Source organism: Roseateles sp. P5_E8 (assembly GCF_054177665.1).
Map to the genome: position 1 here is coordinate 1 of NZ_JBGCUM010000025.1, position 18,592 is coordinate 18,592.

Genomic DNA, 18,592 nt, shown 5'->3' on the forward strand with positions numbered 1-18,592 from the left:
AACGGGTCTCGTGGGCTCGGAGATGTGTATWAGAKACAGTCCGCGACATGCAGAAGACCATCGTCACCGGCGTGGAAATGTTCCGCAAGCTGCTGGACCAAGGTCAAGCGGGCGACAACGTCGGCATCCTGCTGCGCGGCACCAAGCGTGAAGACGTCGAGCGCGGCCAAGTGCTGGCCAAGCCCGGCTCCATCAAGCCCCACACCCACTTCACGGCAGAAATCTATGTTCTGTCCAAGGAAGAGGGCGGCCGCCACACGCCGTTCTTCAACAACTACCGTCCCCAGTTCTACTTCCGCACGACGGACGTGACCGGTGCCGTGGAGCTGCCGAAGGACAAGGAAATGGTCATGCCTGGCGACAACGTCGGCATCACCGTGAAGCTGATCGCGCCGATCGCCATGGAAACCGGCCTGCGTTTCGCCATCCGTGAAGGCGGTCGTACCGTCGGCTCGGGTGTCGTCGCCACGATCCTCGCGTAAGTAGTTTTAGGCCGCAGGGGCATAGCTCAATTGGCAGAGCGTCGGTCTCCAAAACCGAAGGTCGGGGGTTCGAGACCCTCTGCCCCTGCCAACAGTCGCTGATCACGACGGTTGGTTTTCCCGGTAACAAGCATCGGCCCGCGAGAGCGATCTCGGCGGGCCTTGCTGCTGATGGCGACAAGCCAAACGCAGTGTCTGAATAACCGCCAGGAATCTTGAATTCCAGGTGGCATGTGAAAGTGAATTGATGGCGAATCCTCCCCAAGTCGAGACGGTGACCACCGGCGCCGACAAGGCCAAGTTGGCCGCTGCGGTGCTGTTGCTGGTCGGCGCACTGGTGGCTTATTACGGCTTGTCCAAGCAAGGCCCCTGGGTGCAGTGGGTCTCGCTGATCGTGCTGTTGGCCGCCGGTGTGGCGGCCTTCTTCACGTCCGAGCATGGCAAGGCGCTGATCGCCTATGGCCGTGATTCAGTGCGTGAAGTCAAGAAGGTGGTGTGGCCCTCGCACAAGGAAGCACGGCAGATGACTGCCTACGTGTTTGCCTTCGTCGTCGTCATGGCACTGTTCCTGTGGCTGACGGACAAGACGCTGGAGTGGGTGCTGTACGACCTGATCCTGGGCTGGAAGCGCTGAAAAGGAACGAGATGAGCGAAGAGCAAAACGTCGTAACCGCCGAGGCGCCTGCGGGTCTGCCCAAGCGCTGGTATGTCGTCCACGCCTACTCGGGTATGGAAAAGGCCGTCGAGCGCAATCTGCGTGAACGCATCGACCGCGCCGGCATGCAGGACAAGTTCGGTCGCATCCTGGTGCCGACCGAAGAAGTCGTCGAGCTGAAGAACGGCAAGAAGGCCGTCACCGAGCGCCGCTTCTTCCCGGGCTATGTGCTGGTCGAGATGGCTATGGACGACGAGTCCTGGCACCTGGTGAAGCACACGTCCAAGGTGACGGGTTTCGTCGGTGGCGCCAAGAACCGCCCGGCGCCGATCTCGGAAGCCGAGGTCATGAAGATCGTCAACCAGATGAAGGACGGCGTCGAGAAGCCCCGGCCCAAGGTCGAGTGGACGGTCGGCGAGGTCGTGCGCGTCAAGGAAGGCCCCTTCACCGACTTCAATGGTTCGGTCGAGGAAGTCAACTACGACAAGTCCAAGGTGCGTGTGTCGGTCACGATCTTCGGCCGCGCAACGCCGGTGGAGCTCGACTTCTCGCAGGTCGAAAAGGTCTAAAGACGCAGTCTTTAGACCTTTCGCCGGAGGGCCGCCGGCCCGAAGGCAGAAGGTCCAAATAGAATCGCGGGTTTGGTCGGCGTCCCTCACGTCGGCCCGTAGTCAGTCCGCAACGAGATGCGGACAAGAGGAGCAAAGGTAACCAGTCCTTTGCGTTAGCACTCAGGTGTCATGGCTTTGCCGCCAGGGCACTGATTGGAGAGAAATATGGCAAAGAAAATTGTCGGCTTCATCAAGCTGCAAGTCGCGGCAGGCAAGGCTAACCCCTCGCCGCCGGTCGGTCCCGCGCTGGGTCAGCGTGGCCTGAACATCATGGAATTCTGCAAGGCGTTCAACGCCCAGACTTCGGGCGCTGGCTTCGAGCCGGGCATGAAGCTGCCGGTGGTCATCACCGCGTTCGCAGACAAGAGCTTCACCTTCGTCATCAAGTCGCCCCCGGCGACCGTGCTGATCAAGAAGGCCGCCAAGATCGAAAAGGGCTCGCAGCGCCCCCATCTGGACAAGGTCGGCAAGCTGACCCGCGCCCAGTTGGAAGAGATCGCAACGATCAAGACCAAGGACCTGACGGCCGCCAGCATGGACGCCGCAGTCAAGACCATCGCCGGCTCCGCCCGCTCGATGGGCATCATCGTGGAAGGGGTCTGACATGGCCAAGCTCACCAAGAAGCAAAAGGCGCTGGCTGGCAAGGTCGAGTCGACCAAGCTGTACGGCCTGACCGAAGCCCTGGACCTGGTCAAGAGCCTGGCCTCCGCCAAGTTCGATGAGTCCATCGACGTCGCCGTGCAGCTTGGCATCGATGCCAAGAAGTCGGACCAAGTCGTTCGTGGCGCCGTCGTGATGCCCAACGGCACCGGCAAGACCAAGCGCGTCGCCGTCTTCGCCCAAGGCGCCAAGGCTGACGAAGCCCGTGCCGCTGGTGCCGACGTCGTCGGCATGGAAGACCTGGCCGAGCGCGTCAAGGCGGGCGACATGCCCTTCGATGTGGTCATTGCCTCGCCGGACACGATGCGTGTCGTAGGTACCCTGGGTCAGATCCTAGGCCCGCGCGGCCTGATGCCTAACCCCAAGGTCGGCACCGTGACCCCGGACGTCGCCACCGCCGTTCGCAACGCCAAGGCTGGCCAGGTCCAGTTCCGCGTCGACAAGGCCGGCATCATCCATGGCACCCTCGGCCGTCGCTCGTTCGACACCGACAAGCTGGAAGGCAACCTGCGCGCGCTGATCGAAGCTCTGAACAAGAGCAAGCCGGCGTCGAGCAAGGGCATCTACCTGCGCAAGGTCGCCATCTCTTCGACGATGGGCGTCGGCGCCCGCGTCGAAATCGCGTCGATCAACGCTCAGGCCAACGCGGCCTGACGAGCGGCCGGGCCTTCATGGCCTGGCGCACTGAATCTGCTCGGAGCGAGTCTGGCTCCGGGCAACAAGATTGGTGGGGCGTCGTTCCGGTTCGCCGGAGCGGCGCGTCATCCAAGACCGTTGGTGGAGACCCCTTAAATCTCTGTTCTCAAGCAATTGAGGCGAGAACCAACGCAGATGGCGGTCCCGCTGAAGGGTTTGCCGTCCCGAGCCATCGGGGCGGGTTTCCTGACAGATGGTCGCTAATTCCCTGGCGCTCCCTAAGCCGCAAGGCCGAGAGAGCAAATGTGAGGAGTAGACCTTGAGTCTCAATCGCAACGAGAAGGCAGTCGTTGTCTCCGACGTCGCAGCGCAAGCTGCCAAGTCGCAGACGCTGGCGTTGGCCGAGTACCGTGGCCTCACCGTGGAAGCCTTGAACAAGCTGCGCATCACCGCGCGTGCCCAGGGTGTGTATCTTCACGTGCTGAAGAACACCCTGGCGCGTCGTGCTGTTGCCGGCACCCCGTTCGAAGCTGCTGCGGAGAGCATGGTCGGTCCGCTGATCTACGGCTTTTCCGAAGACGCTGTCGCGGCTGCCAAAGTCATCGCTGACTTTGCCAAGACCAACGACAAGCTCGTCATCAAGGGCGGCGCGTATGGCGGCAAGGCTCTGGACGTTGCCGGCGTGAAAGCGCTGGCCTCGGTCCCGAGCCGAGAAGTGCTGCTGTCGCAAATCGCTGGCCTGCTGCTGTCGCCGGTGCAACGCACCGCGGCCGTGCTGGCTGCCCTGGCTGCAAAGCGTGGCGAAGGCGCCGCTTCCACGGAAGCTGTTGCCGAAGAAGCCCCGGCTGCGGCCTGATCGACGAACTACGCGCCTAACGTCAAGTCACGCGCAATCAATCTGTTTTAAGGAAATTAATCATGGCATTCGATAAAGACGCTTTCCTGTCGGCTCTGGACAGCATGACCGTTCTGGAACTGAACGATCTGGTCAAGGCAATTGAAGAGAAGTTCGGCGTGTCCGCCGCTTCGATGGCTGCTGCCGGCGGCGGCGGTGGCGGCGGTGCTGCTGCTGCTGTTGTTGAAGAGAAGACCGAATTCAACGTCGTGCTGCTCGAAGCCGGCGCCCAGAAGGTTCAGGTCATCAAGGCCGTTCGCGAAATCACCGGCCTGGGCCTCAAGGAAGCCAAGGACCTGGTCGACGGCGCTCCGAAGAACGTCAAGGAAGCCGTGGCCAAGGCCGACGGCGAAGCCGCTGTCAAGAAGCTGGTGGAAGCCGGCGCCAAGGCAGAACTGAAGTAAAGATTTGGGGTTGGACCTGCGAAGCAGCTCCGACCCCACTGACTAGAAAAGGGGTTGCCTCTCAGGCTTCCCCTTTTTCGTCTTTCCGGGTTAATCCTGCTTGAGAACAGCTGAAAGCACTCGGCGCAGTATGATGCGCAGTTCTTTCAAGTGTTCTCTGATCCGACTGCAGAGAACCAGTTTGGTCGGACTTTGGTCAGCCCTTGTTGCGGGGCCAAAGTTGTCCGCCAGCGGTTGGTAGTGGCCAACCACCAAGCTAGGTAGCCGTCCGTTCTGGGCGGTGAGCCAGCCAGTCGCCGACGCGGCTCGCCCCACGGCCAGGGGTGAGCTCGACACGGAGTGTTTATGGCGCAAGCAACCCCCTACAGCTACACCGAGCGCAAGCGGATCCGCAAGAGCTTCGGCAAGCGCGAGAGCGTTCTCAACGTTCCCTATCTGCTCACGATGCAGAAGGACAGCTACGTGGCCTTCCTGCAAAAGGACGTGCCCGCCGCCAAACGCAAGCCCGAAGGGCTTCAGGCGGCTTTCCTCTCGGCGTTCCCGATTGTTTCGCACAACGGTTTCGTCGAGATGAAGTTCCTCGAGTTCAACATCGCCAAGCCGCCGTTCGACACGCGCGAGTGCCAGCAACGGGGTTTGACCTATGCGGCCGCCGTGCGCGCGCGCCTGCAGATGATCATCTATGACCGTGAGTCGCCCCAGGCGAAGACGGTCAAGGAAATCAAGGAGCAAGAGGTCTACATGGGCGAAGTGCCCCTGATGACCGACTACGGCTCCTTCATCGTCAACGGTACCGAGCGCGTCATCGTGTCGCAGTTGCACCGTTCGCCGGGCGTGTTCTTCGAGCACGACAAGGGCAAGACGCACTCGTCGGGCAAGTTGCTGTTCAGCGCCCGCATCATTCCCTACCGCGGTTCCTGGCTGGACTTCGAGTTCGACCCGAAGGACATCCTGTACTTCCGCGTCGACCGCCGCCGCAAGATGCCGGTCACCATCCTGCTCAAGGCCATCGGCCTGAACCCCGAGCAGATCCTGGCCCACTTCTTCGTCTTCGACAACTTCCGCCTGATGGACGTCGGCGCGCAGCTCGAATTCGTCGCCGACCGCCTGAAGGGGGAAGTCGCCCGTTTCGACATCGTTGACAAGTCGGGTGCCGTCATCGTCGAGAAGGACAAGCGCATCACGGCCCGTCACGCGCGCCAGCTGGAGCAATCCGGTACGCAGCACATCTCGGTGCCGGAAGACTTCCTGATCGGTCGCCTGCTGGCCAAGAACATGATCGACGCCGACACCGGCGAGATCATTGCCAAGGCCAATGACGAGCTGACCGAAGCGCTGCTGAAGAAGCTGCGCCAGGCCGGCATCAAGGAAGTCCAGGCGCTGTTCACGAACGAGCTGGACGAAGGCGCTTACATCAGCCAAACCTTGGCCTCTGACGAGACCGAGACGCAACTGGCTGCCCGCGTCGCCATCTACCGCATGATGCGCCCCGGCGAGCCGCCGACGGAAGATGCTGTCGAAGCGCTGTTCAACCGCCTGTTCTACAGCACCGACACGTATGACCTGAGCCGTGTCGGCCGCATGAAGTTCAACGCGCGTGTCGGCCGTGATACGCCCGAAGGCAACATGAACCTGTCCAACGAGGACATCCTTGACGTCGTCAAGATCCTCGTTGAGCTGCGCAATGGCCGCGGCGAAGTGGACGACATCGACCACCTGGGCAACCGTCGCGTGCGTTGCGTGGGCGAACTGGCCGAAAACCAGTACCGCTCGGGCCTCGCCCGCATCGAGAAGGCCGTCAAGGAACGTCTGGGCCAGGCCGAGACCGAAGCCCTGATGCCGCACGACCTCATCAACAGCAAGCCGATCTCGGCCGCGTTGAAGGAGTTCTTCGGTGCGAGCCAGCTCTCGCAGTTCATGGATCAGACCAACCCGCTGTCCGAGATCACGCACAAGCGTCGCGTCTCGGCTCTTGGCCCGGGTGGCTTGACCCGCGAGCGCGCCGGCTTCGAAGTCCGCGACGTGCACCCGACCCACTACGGCCGCGTCTGCCCGATTGAAACGCCGGAAGGCCCGAACATCGGCCTGATCAACTCGCTGGCGCTGTTTGCTCAGCTCAACGAGTACGGCTTCCTGGAAACGCCTTACCGCCGCGTCGTCGACGGCAAGGTGACGGACCAGATCGACTACCTGTCCGCCATCGAGGAAGGCAAGTACGTCATCGCCCAGGCGAATGCGACGCTGAGCACGACCGGCGAACTGACGGACGAGCTGGTCTCGGCCCGTGAGAACGGCGAGTCGGTGCTGACGCAGCCGGAACGCATCCAGTACATGGACGTGGCGCCGACGCAGATCGTGTCGGTGGCTGCCTCGCTCGTGCCCTTCCTGGAGCACGACGATGCAAACCGCGCGCTGATGGGCGCCAACATGCAGCGTCAGGCCGTGCCGGTGCTGCGCCCCGAGAAGGCTCTTGTGGGCACGGGCGTTGAGCGTGTGGCGGCGAAGGACTCGGGCACCGTGGTCGCGGCTCGCCGTGGCGGCGTGGTCGACTACGTCGACACCAACCGCATCGTCATTCGTGTGAACGACAACGAAACGGTGGCCGGTGAAGTCGGCGTCGACATCTACAACCTGATCAAGTACCAGCGTTCCAACCAGAACACGAACATCCACCAGCGTCCCATCGTCAAGCGTGGCGACAAGGTGGCGGCCGAGGACATCATTGCCGACGGCGCGTCTACCGACATCGGTGAGCTGGCCCTGGGCCAGAACATGCTGGTCGCGTTCATGCCCTGGAACGGCTACAACTTCGAAGACTCGATCCTGATCTCGGAACGCGTCATCGCCGAAGACCGCTACACCTCGATCCACATCGAGGAACTGGTGGTCAACGCGCGTGACACCAAGCTGGGCGCCGAGGAAATCACCCGCGACATCCCGAACCTGTCGGAGCAACAACTCGGCCGTCTGGACGAGTCGGGCATCGTCTACGTCGGTGCCGAGGTGAACCCGGGCGACGTGCTGGTCGGCAAGGTCACGCCCAAGGGCGAGACGACGCTGACGCCGGAAGAGAAGCTGCTGCGCGCCATCTTTGGCGAGAAGGCTTCGGACGTGAAGGACACGTCGCTGCGTGTCGACCAAGGCACCAGCGGCACCGTCATCGACGTGCAGGTCTTCACCCGTGAAGGCATCCAGCGCGACAAGCGCGCCCAGCAGATCATCGACGACGAGCTCAAGCGCTACCGCCTGGACCTGAACGACCAGCTGCGCATCGTCGAAAGCGACGCCTTCGACCGTATCGAGAAGCTGCTTGTCGGCAAGCTCGCCAACGGCGGCCCGCAGAAGATCGCCAAGGGCACGGCCATCGACAAGGACTACCTTGCCTCGGTCGAGCGCTTCCACTGGTTCGACATCCGTCCGGCCGAGGAAGACGTCGCCAACCAGCTCGAGTCGATCAAGAACTCGCTCGACCAGACCCGCCACAGCTTTGACCTGGCTTTTGAAGAAAAGCGCAAGAAGCTGACGCAGGGCGACGAGCTGCCCGCCGGCGTGCTGAAGATGGTCAAGGTCTACCTGGCCGTCAAGCGTCGCCTGCAGCCTGGCGACAAGATGGCCGGCCGTCACGGCAACAAGGGTGTTGTGTCCAAGGTCACCCCGATCGAAGACATGCCCTACATGGCCGACGGCACGCCTGCCGACATCGTGCTGAACCCGCTGGGCGTCCCGTCGCGGATGAACGTGGGCCAGGTGCTGGAAGTCCATCTGGGCTGGGCCGGCAAGGGCATCGGCCAGCGCATCGGCGACATGCTGCAGCAGCACACCAAGGTGGCCGAACTGCGCAAGCTGTTCGACCAGCTCTACAACCAGAGCGGTGGCAAGACCGAGCGCATCGAAGACCTGACGGACGACGAAGTGCTGGAGATGGCCGCCAACCTCTCGAAGGGCGTGCCCTTCGCGACGCCGGTGTTCGACGGTGCCAAGGAAGAAGAAATCCGCGGCATGCTGAAGCTGGCCTACCCGGACGACATCGCCGCCAAGAAGGGCCTGACGTCCACCCGGACGCAAGCCTGGCTGTGCGACGGCCGCACCGGCGAGCAGTTCGAGCGCCCGGTCACCGTGGGCTATATGCACGTGCTGAAGTTGCACCACTTGGTGGACGACAAGATGCACGCCCGCTCGACCGGCCCGTACTCCCTCGTCACGCAGCAACCGCTGGGCGGCAAGGCGCAGTTCGGCGGCCAGCGTTTCGGCGAAATGGAAGTCTGGGCGCTGGAAGCCTATGGCGCGTCGTACATCCTCCAGGAAATGCTGACGGTCAAGTCCGACGACGTGAACGGCCGCACCAAGGTGTACGAGTCCATCGTCAAGGGCGAACACGCCATCGAAGCCGGCATGCCGGAATCGTTCAATGTGCTGGTCAAGGAAATCCGTTCCCTTGGCATCGACATTGAACTGGTCAAGAACTAAGGAGCAGATGCATGAAGGGACTACTCGACCTATTCAAGCAATTCACCCCCGATGAGCATTTCGATGCCATCCAGATCGGCCTGGCTTCCCCGGAGAAGATCCGCAGCTGGTCGTTCGGCGAGGTGAAGAAGCCCGAGACCATCAACTACCGCACCTTCAAGCCCGAGCGCGACGGTCTGTTCTGCGCCAAGATCTTTGGCCCGATCAAGGACTACGAGTGCCTGTGCGGCAAGTACAAGCGCCTGAAGCACCGTGGCGTCATTTGCGAGAAGTGCGGCGTTGAAGTCACCCAGACCAAGGTCCGCCGTGACCGCATGGGCCACATCGACCTGGCCGCGCCGTGCGCGCACATCTGGTTCCTGAAGAGCCTGCCGTCGCGTCTGGGCCTGGTGCTCGACATGACGCTGCGCGACATCGAACGCGTGCTGTACTTCGAAGCGTATGTGGTCGTCGACCCGGGCATGACGCCGCTGAAGAAGTTCGCGATCATGACCGAGGACGACTACGACGCGAAGCGCATCGAATTCGGCGACGAATTCATCGCGCTGATGGGCGCCGAGGGCATCAAGAACCTGCTGCAGGAAATGGATCTCGACGTCGAGATCGACCGCCTGCGCAACGACATGACCGGCTCGGAGCTCAAGGTCAAGAAGAACTCCAAGCGCCTGAAGGTCATGGAGGCCTTCAAGAAGTCCGGCATCAAGCCGAACTGGATGGTGCTGGATGTGCTGCCCGTGTTGCCGCCGGACCTGCGTCCGCTGGTGCCGCTGGACGGCGGCCGCTTCGCCACGTCTGATCTGAACGACCTCTACCGTCGCGTCATCAACCGCAACAACCGCCTGGCCCGTCTGCTCGAGCTGAAGGCTCCTGAAATCATCGTGCGCAATGAAAAGCGCATGTTGCAGGAAGCCGTCGACTCGCTGCTGGACAACGGCCGCCGCGGCAAGGCGATGACCGGTGCGAACAAGCGCGCCCTCAAGTCGCTGGCCGACATGATCAAGGGCAAGAGCGGTCGCTTCCGTCAGAACTTGCTGGGCAAGCGCGTCGACTACTCGGGCCGTTCGGTCATCGTGGTGGGCCCGACGCTCAAGCTGCACCAGTGCGGCCTGCCCAAGCTGATGGCGCTCGAACTCTTCAAGCCCTTCATCTTCAGCCGTCTCGAAGCCATGGGCATCGCGACGACGATCAAGGCCGCGAAGAAGGAAGTCGAATCCGGCACGCCGGTGGTCTGGGACATCCTTGAAGAAGTCATCAAGGAGCACCCGGTCCTGCTGAACCGCGCCCCGACGCTGCACCGCCTCGGCATCCAGGCTTTCGAGCCCGTGCTGATCGAAGGCAAGGCCATCCAACTGCACCCGCTCGTCTGCTCGGCATTCAACGCCGACTTCGACGGTGACCAGATGGCCGTTCACGTGCCGCTGTCGATCGAAGCGCAGATGGAAGCCCGCACGCTGATGCTGGCCTCCAACAACGTGCTGTTCCCGGCCTCCGGCGAACCATCGATCGTCCCGTCGCAAGACGTGGTGCTGGGTCTGTACTACGCGACCCGCGAGCGCATCAACGGCAAGGGCGAGGGCCTGATCTTCTCGGACATCCCCGAGATGATCCGCGCGCTGGAAAACGGCGCCGTCGAGATCACCGCCAAGATCAGCGTTCGCCTGACGGAATACGTCAAGCAGGGCGATGAGTGGGTGGCCGAGACCAAGCTGACCGACACCACCGTCGGCCGTGCGCTGCTGTCCGAGATCCTGCCCAAGGGCCTGCCGTTCTCGAACATCAACAAGGCACTCAAGAAGAAGGAAATCAGCAAGCTGATCAACACCTCCTTCCGCAAGTGCGGTCTGAAGGAAACCGTCGTGCTGGCCGACAAGCTGCTGCAAAGCGGCTTCAAGCTCGCCACGCGCGCCGGCATCTCGATCGCCATCGACGACATGCTGGTCCCGAAGGAAAAGCACACGGTCATCGAGCGCGCTGAGAAGGAAGTCAAGGAGATCGAGCAGCAGTACGTCTCGGGTCTCGTGACGTCTGGCGAGCGCTACAACAAGGTCGTCGACATCTGGGGCAAGGCCGGTGACGAAATCGGCAAGAAGATGATGGACCACCTGAAGGTCGAGAAGACCATCGACCGCCACGGCAAGGAAGTGGTCCAGGAGTCCTTCAACTCGATCTACATGATGGCCGACTCGGGTGCTCGCGGTAGCGCGGCCCAGATCCGCCAGCTGGCCGGCATGCGCGGCCTGATGGCCAAGCCTGACGGCTCCATCATCGAGACCCCCATCACGGCGAACTTCCGTGAAGGCCTGAACGTTCTGCAGTACTTCATCTCCACCCACGGTGCTCGTAAGGGCCTGGCGGATACGGCGCTGAAGACCGCGAACTCCGGCTACCTGACGCGTCGTCTGGTCGACGTGACCCAGGATCTGGTGGTCATCGAAGACGACTGCGGCACCGACAACGGCATGGCGATGCGCGCGCTGGTCGAAGGTGGTGAAGTCATCGAATCGCTGCGTGACCGCGTCCTCGGCCGCGTCACCGCCATCGATGTCGTGCACCCCGAGACCCAGGCTTCGCTGCTGGGCGCCAGCCACATGCTGGACGAAGACACGCTCGACGTGCTGGAAGCCGCTGGTGTCGACGAGATCAAGGTCCGCACGCCGCTGACCTGCGCCACGCGCTTCGGCCTGTGCGCCAAGTGCTACGGTCGCGACCTCGGCCGCGGCGGCCAAGTGAACGTCGGTGAGGCTGTCGGCGTCATCGCCGCGCAATCCATCGGTGAACCGGGCACGCAGCTGACGATGCGGACTTTCCACATCGGCGGTGCCGCGTCGCGTGCGGCGGTTGCTTCCAGTGTCGAAGCCAAGTCGGACGGCATCATCGGCTTCAACGCCACGATGCGTTACGTCACCAACGGCAAGGGCGACCTGGTGGTGATTTCCCGCTCCGGCGAGATCGTCATCTCCGACCCGCACGGCCGCGAGCGCGAGCGTCACAAGGTGCCTTACGGCGCGATCCTGAACATCAAGGCCAGCCAGGTCATCAAGGCCGGCCTGGTGCTCGCGAACTGGGATCCGCTGACCCGCCCGATCATCACGGAATTCGCCGGTCAGGCTCGTTTCGAGAACGTCGAGGAAGGCGTGACCGTCGCCAAGCAGGTGGACGAGGTGACCGGTCTGTCGACCCTGGTCGTCATCGACCCGAAGCGCCGCGGCGCTGCCAAGATCATCCGCCCGCAGGTCAAGCTGCTGGATGCCCAAGGCCACGAGGTCAAGATCCCCGGCACCGACCACTCGGTAGCCATCGGCTTCCCGGTCGGCTCGCTGGTCCAGATCCGCGACGGCCAGGAACTGCTGCCCGGTGAAGTGCTCGCCCGTATCCCGGTCGAAGGCCAGAAGACCCGCGACATCACCGGCGGTCTGCCGCGTGTTGCCGAGCTCTTCGAAGCCCGCTCGCCCAAGGACGTCGGCGTGCTCGCAGAGCAGACCGGTACCGTGTCGTTCGGCAAGGAGACCAAGGGCAAGATCCGCCTGCAGATCACCGACCCGGACGGCAAGGCCCACGAGGAACTCGTGCCCAAGGAAAAGAACATCCTGGTGCACGAAGGCCAGGTGGTGAACCGGGGCGAACTGATCGTCGATGGCTCCGCGGACCCGCAGGACATCCTGCGCCTGCTGGGCATCGAGGAGCTGGCGCGCTACATCGTCGACGAGGTGCAGGACGTCTACCGACTCCAGGGCGTGAAGATCAACGACAAGCACATCGAGGTGATCGTTCGCCAGATGCTGCGTCGCGTGGTCATCACGAACCCGGGCGACACGACCTACATCCTCAACGAGCAGGTCGAGCGTTCGGAGTTGCTGGACACCAACGACCGCATGCGCAAGGAAGGCAAGCTCATTGCCGTCCATGCCGATGTGCTGCTGGGCATCACCAAGGCCTCGCTGTCGACGGACTCCTTCATCTCGGCCGCTTCCTTCCAGGAAACGACCCGCGTGCTCACCGAGGCTGCCATCATGGGCAAGCGCGACGACTTGCGTGGCCTGAAGGAAAACGTCATCGTCGGCCGCCTGATCCCCGCAGGCACCGGCATGGCCTTCCACGCGGCTCGCCGCGCCAAGGAAGCCATGGATGACGCCGAGCGCCGCTCGATTGCCCTGCAGGAGGCCGAGGAACTGGCCGCCGCGCAGATGGCTGGCGTGGACGCCGACCACTCGGCTGAGTAAACCACGGGGCCTCGTGCCCTGCAAAGCCGCCCCGGTTCAGGCCGTGGGCGGCTTTTTCATTCCAGCGTCCAAAGTTCCGGTTTCAGGATGAGCAGGCCGCGCGGCTTGGCGCGTTTGGCCAGCGCCAGCAAAGCCTTGTCGCGCGAGATCAGCCAGCGCGCGCCGCAGGCCAGGGCCAGGTCGATGAACTTCTGGTCATCGGGGTCCCGGCAGACGAGACGAGGGGAGGGCTCGGCCGCGTCGGCGGGCTCTGAATGGGCGTCGAACCGGGCTTCGATCAGCGCCAGGTCGGGCGAGTAGCTCGCCGCGACGCCGCGGCCGAGCACGTGGCGGATCTCGTCGCGCATCGCCGGCGCCACCAGCCAGCGCAGGCCGCCGGCACTGAGCGCAGCGGCAAGTGGCTGCACGCGCGGGTCGTTGAACACCAGCCAGTCCATGATGACCTGGGTGTCGACAACGATGGCTGGCCGGGCGTCCGACGGGGCCGTTGGCTGACTGGCGGAGGAGCCGTCCAGCGAGGAGGGGAGGGGCATTCGCGCAGCTTAACCGCCGCTCTTGTGCCGTAAACCCAGCCGGTCTACAATCCTCGGCTCTCCGCCTTTTGGCCGGCGCATCGCTGCGCGTGCAAATTCTGGCGGAGGCTCACAGACTTCAAACGGGAACAAGTCGTAATGCCAACCATCAATCAACTGGTGCGCCACGGTCGAGAGGCCGAGGTCATCAAGTCCAAGTCGCCTGCGATGCAGAACTGCCCGCAGCGCCGCGGCGTCTGCACGCGCGTGTACACCACCACTCCGAAGAAGCCGAACTCGGCGCTGCGTAAGGTCGCCAAGGTGCGCCTGACCAACGGCTTCGAAGTCATTTCCTACATCGGCGGCGAAGGCCACAACCTGCAAGAACACAGCGTTGTGCTGGTTCGCGGCGGCCGCGTGAAGGACTTGCCCGGCGTGCGTTACCACATCGTCCGTGGCTCGCTCGACCTGCAAGGCGTCAAGGATCGCAAGCAGTCGCGTTCCAAGTACGGCGCGAAGCGTCCGAAGAAGTAAATCGTTTGTTCGGTTCAGTCGCCACTGACTGACCAACGTTGTTTCGACCCTCCGCGGTCGAGTAAGTGGATAACCCCAGATGTCGGTGGTTGTCCAACGGAGTCAGGCCAACAAAGCCGTCTCCAACTGAAGCAAAAGGAAGAGTGCCATGCCACGTCGTCGCGAAGTACCCAAACGCGAAATCCTGCCGGACCCCAAGTTCGGTTCCGTCGATCTGTCCAAGTTCATGAACGTCATCATGGAATCGGGCAAGAAGGCCATCGCCGAGCGCATCATTTACGGTGCCCTCGAACAGGTCGAGAAGAAGATCGGCAAGGATCCGCTTGAAGTGTTCATGGTCGCCCTGAACAACGTGAAGCCAATGGTCGAAGTGAAGTCCCGCCGCGTCGGCGGTGCGAACTACCAAGTTCCCGTGGAAGTTCGCCCCGTCCGCCGGATGGCTCTCGCCATGCGCTGGTTGAAGGAATCCGCTCGCAAGCGCGGTGAGAAGTCGATGGCCCAACGCCTGGCCAATGAACTGCTGGAGGCCGCTGAAGGCCGTGGCGGCGCGATGAAGAAGCGCGACGAAGTTCACCGCATGGCTGAAGCCAACAAGGCTTTCTCGCACTTCCGCTTCTAAACTCACCGCCTTTCAGCCGCCTCGGGTTTATACCAACCCGCTGGCGGCTCCTGTCTTCTGGAGCAAACCATGGCCCGCAAAACCCCCATCGAGCGCTACCGCAATATCGGTATCTCCGCGCACATCGATGCCGGCAAGACCACCACGACCGAGCGCATCCTTTTCTACACCGGCGTGAACCACAAGATCGGCGAGGTGCATGACGGCGCCGCCACGATGGACTGGATGGAGCAAGAGCAAGAGCGTGGCATCACGATCACCTCTGCTGCCACGACCTGCTTCTGGAAGGGCATGGACCTGGCTCGCCCCGAGCACCGCATCAACATCATCGACACGCCCGGCCACGTCGACTTCACGATTGAAGTCGAGCGCTCGATGCGCGTGCTGGACGGCGCCTGCATGGTCTATTGCGCCGTCGGTGGCGTGCAGCCCCAGTCGGAAACCGTCTGGCGCCAGGCCAACAAGTACAAGGTGCCCCGCCTCGCGTTCGTCAACAAGATGGACCGCACCGGCGCGAACTTCTTCAAGGTCTATGACCAGATGAAGCTTCGCCTGAAGGCCAATCCTGTGCCCGTCGTGATCCCCATCGGCGCCGAAGACAAGTTCACCGGCGTGATCGACCTCATCAAGATGAAGGCGATCATTTGGGACGAAGCCTCGCAAGGCATGAAGTTCAACTACGAAGAGATTCCGGCTGACCTGCAGGCCGAGGCCGTCAAATGGCGCGAGAACCTCATCGAAGCCGCCGCTGAATCCAGCGAAGAGCTGATGAACAAGTACCTGGAGTCCGGTGATCTGGACGAAGAGGAAATCGTCTCGGCCATCCGCAAGCGCACCATCGCCGCTGAAATCCAGCCGATGTTCTGCGGCACAGCCTTCAAGAACAAGGGCGTGCAGCGCATGCTCGACGGCATCATCGATTTCATGCCCTCTCCGGCTGACATCCCGCCGGTGCCCGGCACCGACGAAGACGACCAGCCGGTCGTGCGCCAACGTATCGACGAAGAGAAGTTCGCTGCGCTGGCCTTCAAGCTGATGACCGACCCCTACGTCGGTCAGCTGACCTTCGTGCGCGTCTACTCCGGCGTGCTGAAGTCCGGCGACTCGGTCTACAACCCGATCCGCGGCAAGAAGGAACGTATCGGCCGGATCCTGCAGATGCACGCCAACCAGCGTGAAGAAATCTCGGAAATTCTGGCCGGCGACATCGCCGCCTGCGTGGGCCTGAAGGACGTCACCACGGGCGAAACCCTGTGCGACCCCGACAGCATCATCACGCTGGAAAAGATGGTCTTCCCCGAGCCCGTGATCTCGCAGGCCGTCGAGCCCAAGACCAAGGCTGACCAGGAAAAGATGGGTATCGCCCTGGGCCGCCTGGCCAAGGAAGATCCGTCCTTCCGCCTGCGCACCGATGAAGAATCGGGCCAGACCATCATCTCCGGCATGGGCGAGCTCCACCTGGAAATCATCGTCGACCGCATGAAGCGCGAGTTCGGCGTGGAAGCCAACGTCGGCAAGCCGCAAGTGGCCTACCGCGAAACCATCCGCAAGACCGCTACCGACGTCGAAGGCAAGTTCGTTCGCCAGTCGGGCGGCAAGGGCCAGTACGGCCACGTCGTGCTGACCGTCGAGCCGCAAGAGCCGGGCAAGGGCTTCGAGTTCGTCGACGCCATCAAGGGCGGTGTGGTTCCTCGCGAGTACATCCCCGCGGTCGAAAAGGGTGTCATCGACTCCCTGCCGAACGGCGTGCTGGCCGGCTTCCCGGTCGTTGACGTCAAGGTCACGCTGACCTTCGGTTCGTACCATGACGTGGACTCGAACGAAAACGCGTTCAAGATGGCAGCATCGCTGGGCTTCAAGGAAGGCTGCCGCAGGGCTTCGCCGGTGATCCTGGAGCCGATGATGGCCGTGGAAGTCGAGACGCCTGAAGACTACGCCGGCAACGTCATGGGCGACCTGTCCAGCCGTCGCGGCATGGTGCAGGGCATGGACGACATGGTCGGTGGCGGCAAGGCCATCAAGGCCGAAGTCCCGCTGTCGGAAATGTTCGGCTACTCGACGACCCTGCGCTCGATGTCGCAAGGCCGTGCCACGTACACGATGGAGTTCAAGCACTACAGCGAAGCTCCGAAGAACGTGGCCGACGCGATCATCACGGCCCGAGGCAAGTGATAAGCCGGCGCGGGAGTTGATCCCGCGCCGCCGTCTTCTCGTGAACCGCCCTGGGCTGCCAGTCACCAGGGACTTCCGGTCCGCGAGGAAACGCAAAACCAACCGACTGGCGATGCTCTTTCTCTGGAGTCAAGAAAATGGCAAAAGGCAAGTTTGAACGGACCAAGCCGCACGTCAATGTGGGCACGATCGGTCACGTTGACCACGGCAAGACGACGCTGACGGCAGCGATCGCGACCGTGCTGTCCAAGAAGTTCGGCGGCGAGGCCAAGGCCTACGACCAGATCGACGCGGCACCGGAAGAAAAGGCCCGCGGCATCACGATCAACACGGCCCACGTCGAGTACGAGACGGCCAACCGCCACTACGCGCACGTTGACTGCCCCTCGACGACGCCGAGCTGCTCGAGCTGGTCGAAATGGAAGTGCGCGAGCTCCTGTCCAAGTACGACTTCCCCGGCGACGACACCCCCATCATCAAGGGTTCGGCCAAGCTGGCGCTGGAAGGCGACACGGGCGACCTGGGCGAGCAAGCCATCATGCGTCTTGCTGACGCGCTGGACAACTACATCCCCCAGCCGGACCGTGCCATCGACGGCGCCTTCCTGCTGCCGGTTGAAGACGTCTTCTCGATCTCTGGCCGCGGCACCGTCGTGACCGGTCGCGTCGAGCGCGGCATCATCAAGGTCGGCGAAGAAATCGAAATCGTCGGCATCCGCGACGTGCAGAAGACCATCGTCACCGGCGTGGAAATGTTCCGCAAGCTGCTSGACCAAGGTCAAGCRGGCGACAACGTCGGCATCCTGCTGCGCGGCACCAAGCGTGAAGACGTCGAGCGYGGCCAAGTGCTGGCCAAGCCCGGCTCCATCAAGCCGCACACCCACTTCACCGCTGAGATCTACGTCCTCAGCAAGGAAGAGGGCGGCCGCCACACACCGTTCTTCAACAACTACCGTCCCCAGTTCTACTTCCGCACGACGGACGTGACCGGTGCCGTGGAGCTGCCGAAGGACAAGGAAATGGTCATGCCTGGCGACAACGTCGGCATCACCGTGAAGCTGATCGCGCCGATCGCCATGGAAACCGGCCTGCGCTTCGCCATCCGTGAAGGCGGTCGTACCGTCGGCTCGGGCGTCGTTGCCACGATCCTCGCGTAATCAACTTTTGCTTCGCGCCGCGCGTCCTGCGCGCGGCTGCCAGCCTGCTCTTTAAGGAATCGCCATGCAAAAGCAAAAGATCCGCATCCGCCTGAAGGCGTTTGATTACAAGCTGATCGACCAGTCGGCCCTCGAGATCGTCGAGACCGCCAAGCGCACCGGCGCCATCGTCAAGGGCCCCGTGCCCCTGCCGACGCGCATGGAGCGTTTCGACATCCTGCGTTCGCCTCACGTCAACAAGACGAGCCGCGACCAGTTCGAGATCCGCACCCACCAGCGCCTGATGGACATCGTCGACCCGACCGACAAGACGGTGGACGCGCTGATGAAGCTCGACCTGCCCGCGGGCGTCGACGTCGAAATCAAGCTGCAGTAATTCGCAAGCCTTCGGGCTGGCGACCCCAAGGCTCCGGCCCTGTTTCGACAGGCCGGGGCCTTGTCTTTTGGGCTTCTTTGAGCAGCGCTTGCGTTGGGGCTATCCCGCACGCTATACTCGCCAGCTTTTCTGGGCTCGCTCACGCGTGTCCAGGTTCGCGCCGCACGGCTCACGCCGTGCAGCAAAGTCAGY

At 62.8% G+C, this 18,592-nt stretch carries 14 protein-coding genes, 1 tRNA gene and 1 pseudogene; 15 read left to right on the forward strand and 1 reads right to left on the reverse strand.

Annotated features, from left to right (window positions below; all coding sequences use genetic code 11):
- The 10 genes from ACXRVZ_RS15785 to rpoC all read left to right on the forward strand — a co-directional run.
- On the forward strand, window positions 1–482 hold a 482-nt coding region (locus tag ACXRVZ_RS15785), incomplete at its 5' end, for an EF-Tu C-terminal domain-related protein (RefSeq protein ID WP_458232556.1).
- Window positions 483–497: 15 nt separating this feature from the next.
- Window positions 498–573, forward strand: a tRNA-Trp gene (locus ACXRVZ_RS15790).
- A 156-nt stretch (window positions 574–729) separates the two neighbouring features.
- Window positions 730–1,116 carry a preprotein translocase subunit SecE gene (gene secE / locus ACXRVZ_RS15795; RefSeq protein ID WP_457427683.1) on the forward strand — a complete coding sequence of 129 codons (387 nt, stop codon included), beginning with the start codon at window positions 730–732 and terminating at the stop codon, window positions 1,114–1,116.
- Window positions 1,117–1,127: 11 nt separating this feature from the next.
- Entirely contained in the window at window positions 1,128–1,706 is a 579-nt protein-coding gene (nusG, locus tag ACXRVZ_RS15800) for a transcription termination/antitermination protein NusG (protein WP_458232557.1), read from the forward strand.
- Window positions 1,707–1,913: 207 nt separating this feature from the next.
- Window positions 1,914–2,351 (forward strand): 50S ribosomal protein L11, encoded by a 438-nt coding sequence (gene rplK, locus ACXRVZ_RS15805; RefSeq protein WP_056265790.1) that lies wholly within the window; start codon window positions 1,914–1,916, stop codon window positions 2,349–2,351.
- Window position 2,352: 1 nt separating this feature from the next.
- Window positions 2,353–3,063 (forward strand): 50S ribosomal protein L1, encoded by a 711-nt coding sequence (rplA, locus tag ACXRVZ_RS15810; protein ID WP_457427688.1) that lies wholly within the window; start codon window positions 2,353–2,355, stop codon window positions 3,061–3,063.
- Window positions 3,064–3,364: 301 nt separating this feature from the next.
- Entirely contained in the window at window positions 3,365–3,901 is a 537-nt protein-coding gene (rplJ, locus tag ACXRVZ_RS15815) for a 50S ribosomal protein L10 (RefSeq protein WP_457427690.1), read from the forward strand.
- A gap of 62 nt (window positions 3,902–3,963) precedes the next feature.
- Window positions 3,964–4,344: a 50S ribosomal protein L7/L12 gene (rplL, locus tag ACXRVZ_RS15820; protein WP_457427692.1), complete on the forward strand. Its 381-nt coding sequence runs from the start codon at window positions 3,964–3,966 to the stop codon at window positions 4,342–4,344.
- A 345-nt stretch (window positions 4,345–4,689) separates the two neighbouring features.
- On the forward strand, window positions 4,690–8,811 hold the full coding sequence (gene rpoB, locus ACXRVZ_RS15825) for a DNA-directed RNA polymerase subunit beta (protein ID WP_458232558.1): 4,122 nt from the start codon (window positions 4,690–4,692) through the stop codon (window positions 8,809–8,811).
- 11 nt (window positions 8,812–8,822) lie between these two features.
- Window positions 8,823–13,031, forward strand: a complete 4,209-nt coding sequence (gene rpoC, locus ACXRVZ_RS15830) for a DNA-directed RNA polymerase subunit beta' (RefSeq protein WP_458232559.1) — start codon at window positions 8,823–8,825, stop codon at window positions 13,029–13,031.
- 56 nt (window positions 13,032–13,087) lie between these two features.
- Here the strand turns inward: rpoC and ACXRVZ_RS15835 are convergent, their stop codons facing one another.
- A complete protein-coding gene (locus tag ACXRVZ_RS15835) occupies window positions 13,088–13,564 on the reverse strand; it encodes a putative toxin-antitoxin system toxin component, PIN family (protein WP_457427698.1) in 477 nt (158 codons plus the stop codon).
- 138 nt (window positions 13,565–13,702) lie between these two features.
- Between ACXRVZ_RS15835 and rpsL the strand changes: the two genes are divergently transcribed.
- The 5 genes and pseudogenes from rpsL to rpsJ all read left to right on the forward strand — a co-directional run bounded on the left by rpsL (window position 13,703) and on the right by rpsJ (window position 18,400).
- Window positions 13,703–14,077, forward strand: coding sequence for a 30S ribosomal protein S12 (gene rpsL, locus ACXRVZ_RS15840; RefSeq protein WP_056265769.1), 375 nt, complete (start codon window positions 13,703–13,705; stop codon window positions 14,075–14,077).
- A gap of 148 nt (window positions 14,078–14,225) precedes the next feature.
- The gene (rpsG, locus tag ACXRVZ_RS15845; RefSeq protein WP_057297389.1) at window positions 14,226–14,696 is read left to right on the forward strand and encodes a 30S ribosomal protein S7; all 471 of its coding nucleotides are present in this window, start codon (window positions 14,226–14,228) and stop codon (window positions 14,694–14,696) included.
- Between the two features lie 69 nt (window positions 14,697–14,765).
- Window positions 14,766–16,868, forward strand: coding sequence for an elongation factor G (gene fusA / locus ACXRVZ_RS15850; protein WP_457427701.1), 2,103 nt, complete (start codon window positions 14,766–14,768; stop codon window positions 16,866–16,868).
- Window positions 16,869–17,005: 137 nt separating this feature from the next.
- Window positions 17,006–18,024: pseudogene (locus tag ACXRVZ_RS15855) on the forward strand (elongation factor Tu).
- A gap of 64 nt (window positions 18,025–18,088) precedes the next feature.
- Window positions 18,089–18,400: a 30S ribosomal protein S10 gene (gene rpsJ, locus ACXRVZ_RS15860; protein ID WP_056194266.1), complete on the forward strand. Its 312-nt coding sequence runs from the start codon at window positions 18,089–18,091 to the stop codon at window positions 18,398–18,400.
- Window positions 18,401–18,592: the final 192 nt, after the last annotated feature.

Coding starts and splice junctions, on each gene's coding strand:
- rpsG (WP_057297389.1), top strand. CDS start 14,226: ATGCCACGTCGTCGCGAAGTACCCAAACGCGAAATCCTGCCGGACCCC.
- nusG (WP_458232557.1), top strand. CDS start 1,128: ATGAGCGAAGAGCAAAACGTCGTAACCGCCGAGGCGCCTGCGGGTCTG.
- secE (WP_457427683.1), top strand. CDS start 730: ATGGCGAATCCTCCCCAAGTCGAGACGGTGACCACCGGCGCCGACAAG.
- rplK (WP_056265790.1), top strand. CDS start 1,914: ATGGCAAAGAAAATTGTCGGCTTCATCAAGCTGCAAGTCGCGGCAGGC.
- rpoB (WP_458232558.1), top strand. CDS start 4,690: ATGGCGCAAGCAACCCCCTACAGCTACACCGAGCGCAAGCGGATCCGC.
- ACXRVZ_RS15835 (WP_457427698.1), bottom strand. CDS start 13,564: ATGCCCCTCCCCTCCTCGCTGGACGGCTCCTCCGCCAGTCAGCCAACG.
- rpsJ (WP_056194266.1), top strand. CDS start 18,089: ATGCAAAAGCAAAAGATCCGCATCCGCCTGAAGGCGTTTGATTACAAG.
- rplA (WP_457427688.1), top strand. CDS start 2,353: ATGGCCAAGCTCACCAAGAAGCAAAAGGCGCTGGCTGGCAAGGTCGAG.
- rpoC (WP_458232559.1), top strand. CDS start 8,823: ATGAAGGGACTACTCGACCTATTCAAGCAATTCACCCCCGATGAGCAT.
- rplL (WP_457427692.1), top strand. CDS start 3,964: ATGGCATTCGATAAAGACGCTTTCCTGTCGGCTCTGGACAGCATGACC.
- rpsL (WP_056265769.1), top strand. CDS start 13,703: ATGCCAACCATCAATCAACTGGTGCGCCACGGTCGAGAGGCCGAGGTC.
- fusA (WP_457427701.1), top strand. CDS start 14,766: ATGGCCCGCAAAACCCCCATCGAGCGCTACCGCAATATCGGTATCTCC.